Genomic DNA, 15,202 nt, shown 5'->3' with positions numbered 1-15,202 from the left:
CGCCCCTCCTCAAACCACCCTTGAGGTCGGCTGGCAACTCGTTTTCCGTCCAATCTCATAAAATCTGTCAGGCCGCCAGGTAGAGACTCTCTTCCGAGAGCGAGGTGGTTCGTTCCAGCACCAAGGAGACCACTACGGCTGCGGCAAAGGGAACCCATATCGCTCTGACCTTCCTCAGAACACCTCTGGCGACATCGAAGTCCATACGGTCCTCCTGAACGCTGATGGATGGCGGAAAGGCCGGCGATCCAGTCATGAACCCGGCGTTACCTGCCGGAAGCGGGATGCCCGGGGTGCAGTCTGTGACACGGCGCGGTCTCTCGACTACGGCTTCTTGCGCCGCACTCTGAAGGTCAGCAGGTCGGCATACATGCGGGTGCGGGCCCCGGCCCCCTTCCAGAAGCCGCGCTTCTTCTCCTTGACCACCTGCCCGACCTCGGGCAGTTCCACGTAATCCCAGCGGGCACCGGTGTTCTTGAGGTGGGCGGTGATGGCCGGTTCGGGCCAGCGTTCCTCGCCCAGATGCGGCACCGCGAGCAGCCACTCGCGGCGGCAGACCCGTTGCCCACTGAGGTGTGGCGTGAGCTTGTTGCCCCAGTCGGTCACGAAGCCGCCGCCCTCGAAGACCCCGATGCTCATGTCCAGCCGGCCCTCCTGCACTGGGCGCAGCAGGGCGTGCAGGTGCTGGGTGGTCAGGCCAGTCAGGTCGGCGTCGAGCATCACGATCAGGGTGGCCCCGGTCGCGTCCAGCGCCGCGCGCAGGGCCGCGCCCTTGCCGCCGTTTTCGGGCAGTTCCACGACCCGCGCCCCGGCAGCCCGCGCCACCGCCGCCGTGTCGTCGCTGCTGCCGTCCGAGGCGACCACCACCTCCGGTGTCAGACTCAGGCCCACGCGCACCACGTCTGCCACGGTTTCGGCCTCGTTGTAGGCGGGAATCACGACGGCAACGGAGGGGGCTTCGGCGGTGGGCGAGTCCGGCATCTGCCCTATGCTACGTGAACGCGGGCGTGTTCACCTGAATCCCGTTTCAGGGCGCGGCCGCCCGGCCAGGGCACATCTGCCTTAAACTCTTGCGTTATGGACCTCAAGGCACACCTCAAAATCGCCGTGGAGCAGGCGGCCCGGACGATGGGCGCATCCGTTGACGCGGCCATTCAGGAAACCCCGGCGGGCAAGGCCGGCGACTACGGAACCCCCGCCGCCTTCCTGATTGCCAAGGCGCTGGGCGGCAATCCCGCGCAGATCGCCGCGCAACTCGCGCAGACCGTGGAACTGCCGCAGGGCATCAAGAAGGTGGAGGCGGCAGGCCCCTTTCTGAACTTCTTCGTGGATGCCGGCGCCTTCGTGCGCGGCGTGGTGGAAAAACCCTTCGAGATGCCCCGCCTGAGCGGCAAGGTGGTCATCGAGCACACCTCGGTCAACCCGAACAAGGAACTGCATGTGGGCCACCTGCGCAACGTGGTGCTGGGAGACAGCATGGCCCGCATCTTCCGCGCCGCCGGGCACACCGTGGAGGTCCAGAACTACATCGATGACACCGGGCGGCAGGCGGCCGAATCCATCTTTGCGGTGAACCACTACGGCCTGCAGTGGAACGGCGAGCAGAAGTACGACCACTGGCTGGGCGAGGGCTACGTGCGCCTGAACGCCGACCCTGCCAAGGCCGAGCTGGAGCCCGGCATCCGCGAGATCATGCACCGCCTGGAGGCCGGAGAGTTGCGCGCCGAGGTCGAGAAGGTCGTGCACGCGCACCTGGACACCTGCTTTCGCCTGGGCGCCCGCTACAACCTGCTGAACTGGGAATCCGACGTGGTCGGCAGCGGCTTCCTGAGCAAGGCCATGGGCATTCTGGAGGGCAGTCGGTACACCTCGCACCCCACCGAGGGCAAGTACGCCGGGGCCTTCGTGATGGACGTCTCCGAGTTCATGCCGGGGCTGGAAGAACCGCAGGTCGTCCTGATTCGCAGCGACGGTACGGCCATGTACGCCGCCAAGGACATCGGCTACCAGTTCTGGAAGTTCGGGCTGTTCGAGGGCATGAAGTTCAGGCCCTTCACAACTGACCCCGACGGCCACACGGTCTGGACCAGCGCGCCGGACGGCGATCCCGAACTGGCCCAGCGCTTCGGCCACGCCGAGGAGGTCATCAACGTGATCGACTCGCGTCAGGACCACCCGCAGACCGTGGTGCGCAGCAGCCTGGGCGTGGCCGGACACACCGAGATGAAGGAGCGCAGCATTCACCTGTCCTACGCCTTCGTCACGCTGGAAGGACAGACCATCAGCGGGCGCAAGGGCGTGACCGTCAGCGCCGACGCCGCGATGGACGAGGCCCAGAAACGGGCGCTGGCAGTCCTGGCCGACACCAATCCCGACCTCGCGGGCCGGGAGGACGCCGCCGAGATTGCCCGCCGCATCGGCCTGGGCGCGATCCGCTTTGCCATGCTCAAGGCCGAACCGACCCGCAAGATCGACTTCCGCTGGGAGCAGGCGCTTGCCCTCAACGGCGACACCGCGCCGTATGTCCAGTACGCCGCCGTCCGCGCCGCCAACATTCTGCGCAAGGGGCAGGAGGCGGGGTACGCCACCGACGGCACCGGCGCCGACTGGGACGCCATGCCCGATCTTGATCTGGCCCTGGCCAAGCAGGTGGCCCGGCTGCCCGAGGTCGTCGCCCAGAGCGTGCGCGTTCACTCGCCGCATGTGGTGGCCCAGTACGCGCTGGACCTGGCGACCTCGTTCAATGCGTGGTACAACGCCAAGGACCGGCAGGGCAAACCCGCCACTAACGTGCTGCAGTCCGAAGAAGGGCTGCGCGAGGCGCGGCTGGCCCTGGTCGCCCGTCTGCGTGTGGCCTTCGAGGAAACCCTGGACCTGATCGGCATCGAGGTTCCGACCGCGATGTGAGGAAGCGGGGGGCGTCAAAAGGCGTCCCCCTCCCCCCTGCTCGTTTCCCTTACTTCACCGCTGTTCGCCCTTCCAGTCGCTTGTAGAACCCCACCAGCTTCTGGGCCATGTCCCGCGTGAAGCGGTTGGCTCCCAGGTGCGGACCGCTGAGGGACACGAACTCGCTGACTCCCAGCGCCGCGTGGGGATACAGGCGCTCACCGTTGGTCAGGGCGGGCACCGTGCCGTCGTTCAGGCTGGCCGCCACGAACAGCGGCAGATAGGGGGCCTTGAAGGCCAGCAGCTGCGGGTCCAGGGTGGGCGGCGGCTCGCTGGCGGTACCGTACGCCGCGCTGATCTCCGCGCGCCGGCTCAACGAGGTGCCCCAGGCCACTCGCAGATCAGTCCAGGCGTCGATCAGGGCCACGCCGCCGACCCGGTAGGGGCCGTCGGGCAGGGCGCTGCGCAGGGCCATCAGGCCGCCCATGCTCAGGCCCAGCGCATAGGTGTTGCCGTTCCAGGCGAAGCGCTTCACGGCGTCCGCGTGGGCCTGCCCGACATCCCGCAGGGCGCCGGGGCTGCCCCAGGTGGTCGGCCCGCCGTCGCCGCTGAGCAGCACCGCGAAGTGAGATTCCAGCAAGCTGTCGATCAGGACACGGAAGGTGGGGCTGTCGCGCAGGCGCACGGCGCTCTGGTTGCGCGGATGAGACACGACCACGAGGGGGCACACCAGATACGTGCAGCTGTCAGGTATGCGCAGCAGCGAAGGCCACGCCTGCGTGCCCAGCGGCAGCCAGTCCACCGGCTCGGCGAGCCGGGCCTCGGGACGGGGCGGGGAGGAAGTGGCCGCCTGCGCCCGCGGCGTCAGGTTCAGCGCGAGCAGCGCGGCGACGGACAGGACCGTGGAAGACAGGGCAGGGAAGACAGGAAACCGGCTCACAACACCGGGGACTCTACCGTGTGGACGGGAAGATTGCCTTAACGGCCGAACAGCAGGGTTCCGGGCCATCTGCCCAGCAGTACCCGGCCCAGCACCGCGGGCAGTGTCAGGGCCGTCAGGAAGTAGGCGGTCACCGTGAGGCCGAAGGCGGCGGGCGATCCCACCGGAATGTGCCACGTCTCCAGGGCCTGCAAGATCGCCGGGTGAATCAGGTATATCTGCAGGCTGACGGTGCCGATCACGCCGAGCAGCACCCGCACCGGGCCGGCGAAGCGTTGCAGGCTGTAGGCCACGCCCAGCAGCGTCACGGCCATCAGTGTGGTGTAGGCCCAGCTCAGGCCCGAGTACACCATCGGCGTCAGGGCCTCGCCGCGCACGTAGGCCAGCGCCTGCGGCAGGTACAGGGCGTAGGCGAGCGCCGCCAGCGAGACGATCACCGGACGGTGCCGGCGCCACCACGCTGGGAACTCGTCCAGGCGTGCGCCCACCGCCATCCCCACCGTGACCGGCAGCAGATACCACAGCACGGTGCTGGCGGGAAAGGGCAGATGCAGCACCTCGCGGTTGAGCTGATACACGCCGGCCTGCAGCGCCGCGCCGATGACCAGCGCCAGCGCGATGGGCGGCCTGCGCCGGGCCAGGGGCAGCAGCAGGGGAATCACCACGTACACTTCCAGCGCCACGAGCAGGAAATACAGGTGGTAGCTGCCCTTGCCATACTGCAGGTAGAACAGCCACTTTTCGGGGTCGGTCAGCGTCTCGGGGGGTCTTTGTCCGGTCCATACGTACCAGGCCATGTACAGTCCGGTCCACAGCACGTACGGCCATGCCCCGCGCGTCAGCCGACGCCAGAAGTAGCGGCCCGGCTGGAAATTTTTCAGCAGGCTGCGGGTGAGCACCACCGCCGAAAGAAACACGAAGGCGGGCACGGCGAAGTGCAGCGTGCGGTTCATCCATTCCAGCAGACCGTAGCTCACGGTATCGGGCACCGCGTAGCGCAGGGCCAGCCCGGAGGTGTGGTGCGCCACCACTTCCAGGATGGTCATTCCGCGGAACACGTCGATGGCGGTCAGGCGGTGCGGAGCCGCCCGCACCTCGGAGGGCGGGGCCAGGGTGGCCGGATCGGCGGCGTCCGGCGGGCGCTGAGGGTGGTGCGGTGGGGAGGGGGAGTCGCTTTGGGTCATGGTGGTGTGGAGGTGCCGGGGCCCTCAGGCCCGCCCGCGGACCTCGAAGCCCTCGGCGCGCAGAATCTGGGCGGCGTGCGCCACCGCCTCGGTGGATTCCAGGCCCAGGCGCAGCGCCCCGCCCTCCTCGCGGATGGCGAGCACCTCGATGTCCTTGATGTTCACGCCCGCCGCGCCCAGCGCCTGGGTCACGGCCCCGATCTGGTTGGGCCTGTCCGGCACAGCGACCACCAGATCGTGCTTCTGCGGCAGCAAGCTGCGCTTGACCACCGGCAGGCTGTCGCGGGTACGCTTGCCCTCGTGGGCGGCGGCCAGCAGCTCCTCGGGTTCGTCCAGATCGGCTTCCAGGCGCTCCAGCTGCCGGCGGAAGCGGGCCAGGGCTTCTTTCAGGGCCGTCCGGTTTTCGACGACCATGTCGCGGCTCATGCGTGGATCACCGCTGGCGACCCGGGTCAGGTCGCGGAAGCCCCCGGCGGCGAGCAGGCTCAGGCGTTCGTCGCGCGCAACCATGTGCGTCAGCGCCAGGCTGGCCAGATACGGCAGGTGGCTGACCGTCGCCACCAGCGCGTCGTGCGCGTCAGGGGGCATGACCACCGGGGCGGCCCCCAGGTGTTCGACCAGCGTGCGTGCGCGGCTCAGGGCCGTCAGGGGGGTGTGGTCGGTGGGTGTGAGCACCCATACCGCGTTTTCCAGCAGCGCCGCGTTGGCGTGGGTCACGCCGCCGCGCTCGCTGCCCGCCATCGGGTGTCCGGCCACGAAGCCGCGCACGCCCAGCCGCTCCATCTCGGCAGAAATTCCGCCCTTGACGCTGCCCACGTCGGTCACCAGCGCCGCCGGATTCAGGTACGGTGCGAGCTCACGGGCCAGCGGAATCAGGGCGCGCATGGGGGCGGCGAGGACCACCAGATCGGCCTCGCGCAGCCATTCGCCGGGGCCGGGGCGCACCTCGTCCACCAGTCCCAGCGCCTCAGCTTCGCGCAGCACGTCCATGCTCGCGTCCAGCCCGATCACGCGCCGGGCCAGAAAGCGCTGACGTAGGCCCATTGCCACGCTGCCGCCGATCAAGCCCACCCCCGCCACCACCGCCGTCTCGAACAGCGGGGCGGGGGTCACGGGGGGGTCGGGCAGGACCGGCTCAGGCATGACCGGGAGGCTAGCACGCGGCTTTTGGGCATACCGGCAGGTGGTTCAGACCGGACCCCTGTCCGGTGCCGCCGATTCTTTCCCCAGGCGGCAGACGGGTACCGGCGCGTCCCGGCCCCGCATGCCGAACGCCGCGCCGTCCGGGCCTGCTACAGTCCAGAACCGTGCCCGGTCCCGAAGTCCTGCTGTATGGTCTGCCTCTCGCCTTTCTGGCCGGATTCATCGACGCGGTGGCCGGCGGCGGCGGCACCATCACCCTGCCCACCCTGTTCTTCATGGGGCTCACGCCGCCGCAGGTGGTTGCCACCAACAAGCTGCTCGCCATCTTCGGTTCGGGCAGCGCCACCGTGCAGTACTGGCGCAAAGGGCATGTCAACCGCGCCCTGATCGTCCGGCTGGTGCCGCTGGCCCTGCTGGGCAGCGCGTTGGGAGCGTACCTGGTGCATTTCGTCGATCCGGATGCCTTCCGCACCCTGATCGGGGTGGTGATTCTGGGCGTCGGCGTGCTGGTTCTGGTCAACAAGCGCTTTGGCCTGGAGGACCGCTATCCCGGCCTGACGAACCGGACGCTGGCGCTGGCGCTGCCGGGCGCATTCGTGATCGGCGTCTATGACGGCTTCCTGGGACCCGGCACCGGCACCTTCCTGATGTTCCTGTTCGCACTGGTGGGCTTCAATCTGGTGGGGGCCAGCGGCAACGCCCGCACCATCAACTTTGCGACCAATCTGGGGGCCCTGCTGTTCTTTCTGATCGGCGGGCAGATGGTGTGGTGGCTGGGTCTGCCCATGGGTGTTGCCAACGCTCTGGGCGCCACCCTGGGCGCGCGCATGGCCATGCTGCGCGGCAGCGCCTTCGTGAAGTGGATGTACGGCGGCATCGTGCTGCTGGTGGCGGCGCGGCTGTGGTTTGGGGGCTAAACGTTCCCTAAACCGTCAACCGTGCCCTGCTGCGCCGTGTCCTGGGCACCGGCACGCGAGAATGCGGCCATGACGAACCCGACCAAGACACCCACCAGCGAGATCCCGGCTCCCGAGGCGGCCGGCCCCCAGCAGGCCATTCTGGCCGGCGGCTGCTTCTGGTGTACCGAGGCCGTGATGCAGAACGTGCGCGGCGTGCAGAAGGTGGAGAGCGGCTATATCGGCGGCCACACCCCCCACCCCGATTACCGCAGCGTGTGCAGCGGCACGACCGGCCACGCCGAGGCTGTGCGCGTGACCTTCGACCCCGGGCAGGTGAGTTACCGCGACCTGCTCGGTCTGTTCTTCGCCACCCACGACCCCACCTCCCTGAACCGTCAGGGGGCGGACGTGGGCACCCAGTACCGCAGCGCCGTGTTTCCCACCACCCCGCAGCAGGAGCGCGAGGTCCGTGAGGTGATGGCCGATCTGGACGCGCAGGGGGTGTTCGGCAAGCCCATCGTCACCACCATCGAGCCGGCCACCGAGTTCCATGTGGCCGAGGACTACCACCAGAATTACTACGCCGACAACTCGCGCCAGCCGTACTGCGTGGCGGTCATTGCGCCCAAGGTGGCCAAGTTGCGCCAGCACTACGCCGACAAGCTCAACGCCTGAGCTTGACAGGCGCAGGGGCCGGAGCGGCGGTAACGCCCCCGGCCCCTGCTTGCTGCTCCTGTTGTCGGCTTACTGCCCGTGTTGCTGGGCCTGGGTCCCGGCCAATTGTTCCTCCACGCTGGCCCGCAGCCGCTCGGCCAACGGAAAACGCAGGTGGTGGCGGAGCCGCTCAGGGTCCGGGGCTTTGCTGTACCACAGCTCGAACAGCTCGCCCAGGGTGGGTGCGTCCGCCGAACCGGGAATCACCCGTACCGCGTCGCTCGCACCGACCTCGCCGCCCCGCAGGACGCGGGTGTAGGCCCCCGGGCGCACTGCCCGGGCAAAGCGCTTCACGAAATCTGGCTCCCCCACGTGGGCAGCCAGCGTGGCGCAGGGAATGCGCGGGGCCGTGACCTCCAGCAGCACACCGGCCTCGTCGCCGGGACCGCGCGTTTCCAGCCGGTCCCCGACGCGCAGAAGCGCGGATTCCAGCCCGCCCACCAGCAGGTTCTCGCCAAAAAGACCGGGAGGCAGTGCCCGTTCCAGCTGCTCGGTCCAGAAGCGGTAGTCCTCCAGGGTGTACACGTAGACCGCCTGATCGGGGCCGCCGTGGTGCTTGCGGTTCATCACGTGGTCGCCGTCCAGGCCGGCTTCCGTTATCCGCACCCGCCCGGGCACCGCGTCCTTGGCAATGCCGCTGACAATGCTGCGGGGGCCGGTGGCCACAGCGGTGGGCCGGCCCACGTTCACGCTCAGGACCGTGCAGTCGGGGAAGGCGGCGCTCATGCCCGCAGGGTAGCAGTCCCCGGCTGTAAAGGTTCGTTCAGGGTGGCCGTGAGGTTCCGGGCGTGCGCGACGGTTACCCTGGGTCTTTATGGGCCTGTTCCCGCGCACGAGGATGCTCAGGCGCTTTTTTCTTCTGCTTCCGCTCACGCTGCCGCTGTGGTCGGCGTCCGGCAACCCGGCCCATACCGCCGGCGGCGACCAAGCGTTCTATGTCAGTCCGCTGCGCATGGTGCGCGGCAGCCTGGCGCGACCTGACCTGGCCGCCCTGAACGGCCTGAGCACGGTTGGATTAGGCACGGGTGGACTGGGCGCGGTTGGATTGGGCGCGGGAATGCCGGGAACGATGGCTCCGGCGGCGCCGCCCTGCCCGGAACCGGCCGCACCCCTCGACCGCGTGCTGTACGACCACCTGCGGGGACAGGGCGCCGCGCTGAGCTGCGGCAACGCCTTCAGGGGGCTGCTGCATTTTCCCAACGACGATTCGGGTGGCAGCGGACAGCGCCCCGATCCTATGGGCGGCTTTGCCACGGTGGCCCGCGAGATTCGTGCGGCCCGGCGCGAGGTGCTGCTGGCGAACATGCTGTGGGATGACGGCCAGGAGGCCCCCGGCGCCCTGCTGGCGCACGCCATCGCCGACCTGCGCCGTGAAGTCGCCGCGCATCCGGAGCGCTTTGCGCAGGGCCTCACCGTGCGGCTGATGTTCGGCAACAGCGTTCGGCTCGACAGCCTGCTTGACCCCACGAGCAGCGTGTACAGCGCGGCCCGGCATCTGCTTCAGGCGGGCATTCCGCTGAGCGACGATCCGGTCCCCGGCTTTCATCTGGAACTCGCCAACTACACCTATGCGCTGCCCCACAGCCACCTGAAACTGCTCGTGATTGACGGCGAGCAGGTCACGGCGGGGGGGTTCAACATCAGCTGGTTCCATGTGCCCGCCTCGACTCCGGGCGGCCTGGACCTGACCGACCTGGCCCTGACGCTGCGCGGTCCGGTGGCCCGCCAAGCTGCGGCGGCCTTCCGCGACTCGTGGGGGTTGAGCCGGCAGCTGTCCTGCCGGACCGGCACCGCAGCGGCCACCCTGCGCCGCGACTGTGATCTGAACCAGGGGACCCACGACCTGAACTGGGCGACCCGCGGCGTCCCGTTGCCGCCGGCCGGCGCGCCGGCTCCGGCGGGGACCTCGCGCGCCTACGGCCTGTACACCCGCAACGGTTACACGGATCAGGACACCGCCCTGCCCGCGTTGTTTGCTGCCGCCCACTCCAGCATCGACCTGATGCAGGCGCAGGTGAGCGGCACCCTGAGCTGCAGCCTGAGCCTGCTTGCTCCGGGCGGCTGCCCGTACCCGCAGCAGGCGCTGCCGGTGTGGCGGGCCATCGTCGGGGCGATTGAACGCGGCGTCACGGTGCGCCTCGTCCTCGACTACGACCCGTTGCTGCGTGCCGAGCCGCTGGCGCTGCTTGCCGGCATCCGCGCCCACCTCCAGCCGCTGGGCCTGCAGGACCGCCTGCAGGTGCGCTGGTCGGGCACGGCGGGCGGCATGCACACCAAGGCCGCGCTGGTGGACGGCGCCATGCTGACGGTGGGCAGCCACAACCTGCACTTCTCCTCGTTTGGCAACTCGGGCCTGAATGAATTCACCCTGGCGACCAGCGACCCGGGCGCGCTGCGGGCGGGCCGCCAGACCTTCGAATTCGAGTGGGCGCGTGGCCGGCCCCTCGAACTTCCGGCGTGGCTGCGGCCCTGAAGCTGGGGCTCCGGAACGTTCCCACTCCGCCGCGCCTCCCAATTGTCCCGCCTGCGCCGTGCTGAAATACAGAACGTATGCCGTCCCCCGCTGCCTCTCCCTTTGATCCCCGGCTGGCCGAGTCCGGACGCCTCCCGACGCTGGTGGTGCTCGTGGGTCTGTTCATGGTGACGGTCACGCCCTTTGTGGCGGGTCTGGTGCAGGGCCAGACCGCCGACCTGGGACGCAACCTGCTGTACGCCGCCGCCACCGCCGCGCTGCTGTGGAGTGTGTGGCGCGGCAGCGTGTGGGCATGGCGGCTGACCGTGGGCATGTGCATGGTGGCCGGTCTGGTGGTCTTCGTGGTGGGCCTGCTCGTGGGCTCAGTGAACTGGCAGGGCTGGGTGGTGAGCGGGGCGGGGCTGGTGTACCTGCTGCTCGGCACGGCCCTGGTGGGCACCGCCGCCATCCGGGCCTTTCTGGACTCGCGCTGGGAAATGCGCGGGCAACAGCTGAGGCGCAGGCCATGACCGCTTCCGGAGGCCGCCGGTTCACGGTGCAGGGCACCAACAACGCCTTTGCCTGCCAGCACTGCGGCGCGCAGGTGCTTCCGCTGAGCAACGGCAGCGTCCGCAACCACTGCCCCGAATGCCTGCACAGCCTGCACGTGGACGTTCTGCCCGGCGACCGCGCGAGCACCTGCCACGGCGTGATGGTTCCGGTGGGCGCCGAACTCAGCGGCAAGAAGGGCTGGATGGTGCTGCACCGCTGCGCGAAATGCGGCCATGAGGGACGCAACCGCGCCGCGCTGGACGACCCCCGGCAGCCCGACAGCTGGGACAGCGTGATCGCGCTCACCGCTCCCCGCGCCTGACCTTTCCCCGCCGCTTGCCGGTATTCTGCTGGTCATGGCTCTCTGGCTTTTTTGCGGGTTCATCCTGCTCAGCGCGACCTTCATCCTGATGCTCAGCCTGGGGCCGCTCAAGGCCGCCCCGAACGCGGGGGCGCTGCGAATCGTGGCCTTCGTGCAGTTCGCCGCCGCTGCTGTGCTCGCCGTGGCCCGCCTCTCGGGGTCCGCGTGACCGCCGCGCTGCGTGGAGTCCAGACGGTGGACCTGCACTTCCAGGACACCCCGGGCGTGATCGCCGCCTACCTGCTGGATACCGGGGACGGGCTGGCCGTGGTGGATACCGGTCCGACAAGCACCCTGCCCGCCCTGAGCGCCGGTCTGGAGGTGCTGGGCGCCACCCTGGACGACGTGCGTCACCTGCTGCTCACGCACATCCATTTCGACCATGCCGGGGCCGCCGGGACCATCCTGAAGCGGGTGCCGCAGGCGCGGGTTTACGTGCATGAGCGCGGAGCCCGGCATCTGGCGAGCCCCGAACGGCTGGTCGCCAGCGCCACCCAGATCTACGGCGACGCGATGGACCGGCTGTGGGGCGAGATGCTGCCGATTCCCGAGGACCGCATGACCGTCCTGAGCGGGGGCGAATCCCTGCAACTCGGCCACACGCAGATAGACGCGCTGTACACCCCCGGTCACGCGGTGCACCATCTCGCGTACCACATCGGGCCGGACCTGTTCGTGGGGGATGTGGGGGGCGTGCGGCTGGACGCGGCCCAGACCCCGCGTGCTCCGACCCCGCCGCCAGACATTGATCTGGAGGTCTGGAAAACGAGCGTGGCCACCCTGCGTGGACGGGAGGCCCAGACGTTGCATCTGGCGCATTTCGGCAGCTACGCCAACACGGAGGCCCACTGGGACGGCCTGCTTCAGAAGATGGAGGTGGACGCCGAACGCATCCGCTTTGGTCTGGAACTGGGCCAGGACTTTGAGGCGATCTCGGCGGCGTACACCCGGGTGTTGCTGGCCGAGCTGAGCGCCGAGAGTGCCGACCTGCCCGCCCGCTACGAGTTCGCGTGCCCCCCATGGATGAGTGTGCAGGGGCTGATGCGTTACTGGCAGAAAAAAGCGGTCCGGAGCGGCACGCGATGAGGGTTCTGGTCATCGGCGGTGGCGGGCGCGAGCACGCCATCGTCCACGCCTGCACGCGCGCCGGCCATGAGGTGCTGTGTACCCCCGGCAACCCCGGTATCGCCGCGCAGGCCCGCGTGCTGGACAGTGCCCAGGACGCCGAGGCGCTGGCGGATCTCGCCGTGCGCGAGGGTGTGGACGTGGTGATCGTCGGCCCGGAGGCGTATCTGGCCGGCGGCGTGGTGGACGCCTGCACGCGGCGCGGCGTTCCCGCCTTTGGCCCCACCCGCGCCGCCAGCCGCCTGGAAGGAGACAAGGGATGGAGCAAGGCGTTCATGGGACGCCACGGCATCCCCACCGCCCAGCACGCCACCTTTGACACGCTGGATGCCGCCCTGGCCCACACCGCACGTCTGACCCCGCCGGTGGTGGTCAAGGACGCGGGCCTGCGGGCGGGCAAGGGCGTGACCATCGCCGGCAGCGCGGCCGAGGCACAGGCTGCCCTGCGCGACATCTTCAGCGTGCCGGGTGCCCAGGCGGTCATTGAGGACTTCATGACCGGTCAGGAGGTCACGGTGCTCGCCCTCACCGACGGCGAGCGCTTTGCCCTGACCCCGCCGAGCCAGGACCACAAGACCATCCACGAGGGCGACACCGGTCCCATGACCGGCGGTATGGGCGTGATCTGTCCGTTTCCGCTGAGTGACCGTGATCTCACCTTTATCCGCGAACGCATCATCGCCCCCACCCTGGCCGGGATGCGTGCGGAGGGAATGCCCTTTCAGGGGGTGCTGTATGCCGGCCTGATGCTCACGCCCGAAGGCCCCCGGGTGGTGGAATTCAATGCCCGTTTCGGTGACCCCGAGGCCGAGGCGGTGCTGCCCCTGCTGCGAAGCGACCTGGCCCAGCATGCTCTGGACGCCGCCCGGGGTGGGCTGAACCCGCAGGACGTGCGTTTTAGCAACGAAGCCAGCGCGGTGGTGATTCTGGCCGCGCCCGGCTACCCCGGCGACCCACAGCGCGGCATTCCTCTGCGCCTGCCGGAGCCTGCCGGGGGCGAGGTGATCTACCACGCCGGAACGCGCGAGCAGGGCGGCGAACTGCTCAGCCACGGCGGGCGGGTGCTGGCCGTCACCGCCGTGGCCCCCACCCTGAACGCTGCCCTGACGCGGGCCTACGCGCTGAGTGACCGGGTGGAGTTTCCCGGCGCACAGTGGCGGCGCGACCTCGGCTCCCGCATCGGCGCGCGGCCTGATTCACAGGCCTGAGCGCCGTTACCGGCCGGGTTCGGGCTGCCGGGTCCAAGTGCCCTCGCGTTCCAGGGCCGCGCAGCCGCCCACGTGAACGGCCACCACGCTGTTGCCCAGCATCTCGACCTCTACCTCCACTTCGCCGGGGGTTCCCAGGGCGTGGCCCTGGTAAATCACGCCGCAGGCCCGCCCCGCACGCACGGGCAGGCGGCCTTCCTGGGCAAGCAGCGCCATCAGGGCGCCGCCGGCACTGCCGGTCACCGGGTCCTCGGGGATGCCCAGCCCCGGGGCGAAATCGCGCGCGGCAAAGCGGTTGACGCCCATGGGGGCGTAGGCGTAGACGCTGCCCACCTCCAGCGCTCCGCACAGTGCCTCGACGTGCGCGAAATCGGGTTCCAGGGCGTCCAGGATCAGGGGGTCGAGCAGGGGCACAAACGCGCTCCATAGCCCCGTACTCGCCGCCGCCAGAGGCAGCCCCCGGTGGATGGTGCGCGAATCGATGCCCAGCGCCTCGGCGAGTTCGGCGCGCAGGCTCAGCGGCAGCGGGCGCGTCTGCGGGCGTTGCTGACGCATCCAGATCTGGCTGGGCACGCCCGCCTCGGACACCAGCCGCAGCGGCACGCGGCCGGCCAGGGTTTCGAGTTCCAGCGTCTCGCCGTGCCAGTGCCCGGCCTGCGCCAGCATCAATCCCAGGGCCAGCGTGGCGTGGCCGCAGAACTCCACTTCCTGGGTGGGCGTGAAATAGCGCACCCGCACCCGCCCGCCGCCCATGCGGGTCACGAAGACGGTCTCGGGGGCCCCCACAAAGGCCGCGAGCTCGCGCATCTCGGCTTCCGAGAGCGCGGCGGCGTCCAGCACCACGCCCGCACGGTTGCCCTGCCCCGGCGTCTGCGTAAAGGCGCTCACCTCGCTGTAGACGATCATGCGGTCAATCTAGCAGGGGTGGGGGAGGAGGGGGGGTGTCGCCCCCCATCCCACCAACGAGGCCCAGCCGTCAATGACCGGCGGCCCCGCCTCCCTGGTCTGGGAGGCGGGGCCGCCGGGTCAGGCTGCCTTACTTCAGGCCGGCCAGCGTCTTCTTGGCCGTTTCCTGGTCGCGCTTTTCCCAGAACGTCTCGGCAGGCAGGGTTACGGCACGCTGCAGCTGCGCGGCGGCATCGGTCTTCTTGCCCAGCAGAATCAGGGCGTTGGCGTACTCGATGCGGTGAATGGCCGTGTTCGGCTCCAGCGCAAGGGCCTTCTCGAAGTTGGGAGCAATCTGGTTGCGGTCGGCTCCGGTGGCGCGCCGGGCGATAAAGCCCTTGGCGTCCAGGTTGGCATGCCACAGGCCCAGGGCCACGTAGGCGCCGGCGAGCTTGGAGTTCAGGGCAACCGCCTGGTCCAGATTCTTCTTCATGTCCCCGGCCAGGCCCAGGCTCTGCAGGATGCCCACGAACTGGGCCAGGCGGCCCTGGGCACGCGCCAGCTCAAAGTAGGCCTCGGCGTTGTTCTTGTCCTTGGAGATGGCGGCGTTGGCGTAGTCCTGCGCCTTCTGGAACAGCGCCTTTTTCTGGCTGTCGGCCACGAGGCTGGCCCCGGCGGTGGTGGCCTCGGCCGCAAGCGCCAGGCCCGCGCTGGTGTTCAGGGCCGCGGCGACGGTGGCGGCTTCCTGCCACTTGCCCTGGTCGTACAGGGCCTGGGCAGCGGCCTGGCTCTGGGCATGGGCGGTGGCGGCGAGGGTGGTGGTCAGGGCAAGGATCATGACAGATGTACGCAT

General features: G+C 69.4%; 16 protein-coding genes. 9 read left to right on the top strand and 7 right to left on the bottom strand.

All coding sequences use genetic code 11. From position 1 onward, the window contains the following. Positions 1-324 precede the first annotated feature (324 nt). Complete coding sequence (locus IEY21_RS07400; RefSeq protein ID WP_188902928.1) at positions 325-981, bottom strand: glycosyltransferase family 2 protein; 657 nt, start codon at positions 979-981, stop codon at positions 325-327. 96 nt (positions 982-1,077) lie between these two features. On the opposite strand from IEY21_RS07400, the gene IEY21_RS07395 reads away from it, so the two are divergent. Further along, on the top strand, positions 1,078-2,907 hold the full coding sequence (locus tag IEY21_RS07395) for an arginine--tRNA ligase (RefSeq protein WP_188902926.1): 1,830 nt from the start codon (positions 1,078-1,080) through the stop codon (positions 2,905-2,907). A 49-nt stretch (positions 2,908-2,956) separates the two neighbouring features. Here the strand turns inward: IEY21_RS07395 and IEY21_RS07390 are convergent, their stop codons facing one another. From IEY21_RS07390 to IEY21_RS07380, 3 genes are read right to left on the bottom strand one after another with little or no spacing between them, the layout of a single operon-like run. After that, positions 2,957-3,826 carry an alpha/beta hydrolase family protein gene (locus IEY21_RS07390; RefSeq protein WP_229752957.1) on the bottom strand — a complete coding sequence of 290 codons (870 nt, stop codon included), beginning with the start codon at positions 3,824-3,826 and terminating at the stop codon, positions 2,957-2,959. A gap of 38 nt (positions 3,827-3,864) precedes the next feature. Beyond that, positions 3,865-5,010 (bottom strand): acyltransferase, encoded by a 1,146-nt coding sequence (locus IEY21_RS07385; RefSeq protein ID WP_188902924.1) that lies wholly within the window; start codon positions 5,008-5,010, stop codon positions 3,865-3,867. Positions 5,011-5,034: 24 nt separating this feature from the next. After that, positions 5,035-6,153: a prephenate dehydrogenase gene (locus IEY21_RS07380; RefSeq protein ID WP_188902922.1), complete on the bottom strand. Its 1,119-nt coding sequence runs from the start codon at positions 6,151-6,153 to the stop codon at positions 5,035-5,037. A gap of 164 nt (positions 6,154-6,317) precedes the next feature. Here IEY21_RS07380 and IEY21_RS07375 point away from each other — a divergent pair, with 164 nt between their 5' ends. Further along, positions 6,318-7,070, top strand: a complete 753-nt coding sequence (locus IEY21_RS07375; protein ID WP_188902920.1) for a TSUP family transporter — start codon at positions 6,318-6,320, stop codon at positions 7,068-7,070. Between the two features lie 69 nt (positions 7,071-7,139). Continuing rightward, positions 7,140-7,727 carry a peptide-methionine (S)-S-oxide reductase MsrA gene (gene msrA, locus IEY21_RS07370; RefSeq protein WP_188902918.1) on the top strand — a complete coding sequence of 196 codons (588 nt, stop codon included), beginning with the start codon at positions 7,140-7,142 and terminating at the stop codon, positions 7,725-7,727. Between the two features lie 69 nt (positions 7,728-7,796). Here msrA and IEY21_RS07365 read toward each other — a convergent pair whose 3' ends face one another. After that, positions 7,797-8,492, bottom strand: coding sequence for an MOSC domain-containing protein (locus IEY21_RS07365; RefSeq protein WP_188902916.1), 696 nt, complete (start codon positions 8,490-8,492; stop codon positions 7,797-7,799). Between the two features lie 88 nt (positions 8,493-8,580). Between IEY21_RS07365 and IEY21_RS07360 the strand changes: the two genes are divergently transcribed. The 6 genes from IEY21_RS07360 (at position 8,581) to purD (ending at position 13,464) form a co-directional block, all read left to right on the top strand. Next, the gene (locus tag IEY21_RS07360; RefSeq protein ID WP_229752956.1) at positions 8,581-10,239 is read left to right on the top strand and encodes a phospholipase D-like domain-containing protein; all 1,659 of its coding nucleotides are present in this window, start codon (positions 8,581-8,583) and stop codon (positions 10,237-10,239) included. A 77-nt stretch (positions 10,240-10,316) separates the two neighbouring features. After that, positions 10,317-10,748: a hypothetical protein gene (locus IEY21_RS07355; RefSeq protein WP_188902915.1), complete on the top strand. Its 432-nt coding sequence runs from the start codon at positions 10,317-10,319 to the stop codon at positions 10,746-10,748. Further along, a complete protein-coding gene (locus tag IEY21_RS07350) occupies positions 10,745-11,092 on the top strand; it encodes an RNHCP domain-containing protein (protein ID WP_188902913.1) in 348 nt (115 codons plus the stop codon). The genes IEY21_RS07355 and IEY21_RS07350 overlap by 4 nt, the downstream gene beginning before the upstream one ends. 34 nt (positions 11,093-11,126) lie before the next feature. After that, positions 11,127-11,300, top strand: a complete 174-nt coding sequence (locus IEY21_RS07345; protein ID WP_188902911.1) for a hypothetical protein — start codon at positions 11,127-11,129, stop codon at positions 11,298-11,300. Next, positions 11,297-12,217: an MBL fold metallo-hydrolase gene (locus IEY21_RS07340; protein ID WP_373290491.1), complete on the top strand. Its 921-nt coding sequence runs from the start codon at positions 11,297-11,299 to the stop codon at positions 12,215-12,217. Before IEY21_RS07345 ends, IEY21_RS07340 begins: the two co-directional genes overlap by 4 nt. Beyond that, positions 12,214-13,464: a phosphoribosylamine--glycine ligase gene (gene purD, locus IEY21_RS07335; RefSeq protein WP_188902909.1), complete on the top strand. Its 1,251-nt coding sequence runs from the start codon at positions 12,214-12,216 to the stop codon at positions 13,462-13,464. The genes IEY21_RS07340 and purD overlap by 4 nt, the downstream gene beginning before the upstream one ends. Positions 13,465-13,470: 6 nt before the next feature. Here the strand turns inward: purD and IEY21_RS07330 are convergent, their stop codons facing one another. Next, positions 13,471-14,370: a PhzF family phenazine biosynthesis isomerase gene (locus IEY21_RS07330; protein WP_188902907.1), complete on the bottom strand. Its 900-nt coding sequence runs from the start codon at positions 14,368-14,370 to the stop codon at positions 13,471-13,473. A gap of 130 nt (positions 14,371-14,500) precedes the next feature. Further along, positions 14,501-15,202, bottom strand: a complete 702-nt coding sequence (locus IEY21_RS07325; RefSeq protein ID WP_188902905.1) for a tetratricopeptide repeat protein — start codon at positions 15,200-15,202, stop codon at positions 14,501-14,503.

Origin of the sequence: Deinococcus aerophilus, from assembly GCF_014647075.1 — a bacterium.
Taxonomy (GTDB): domain Bacteria; phylum Deinococcota; class Deinococci; order Deinococcales; family Deinococcaceae; genus Deinococcus; species Deinococcus aerophilus.
This window is presented reverse-complemented; position numbering and strand designations above follow the sequence as displayed.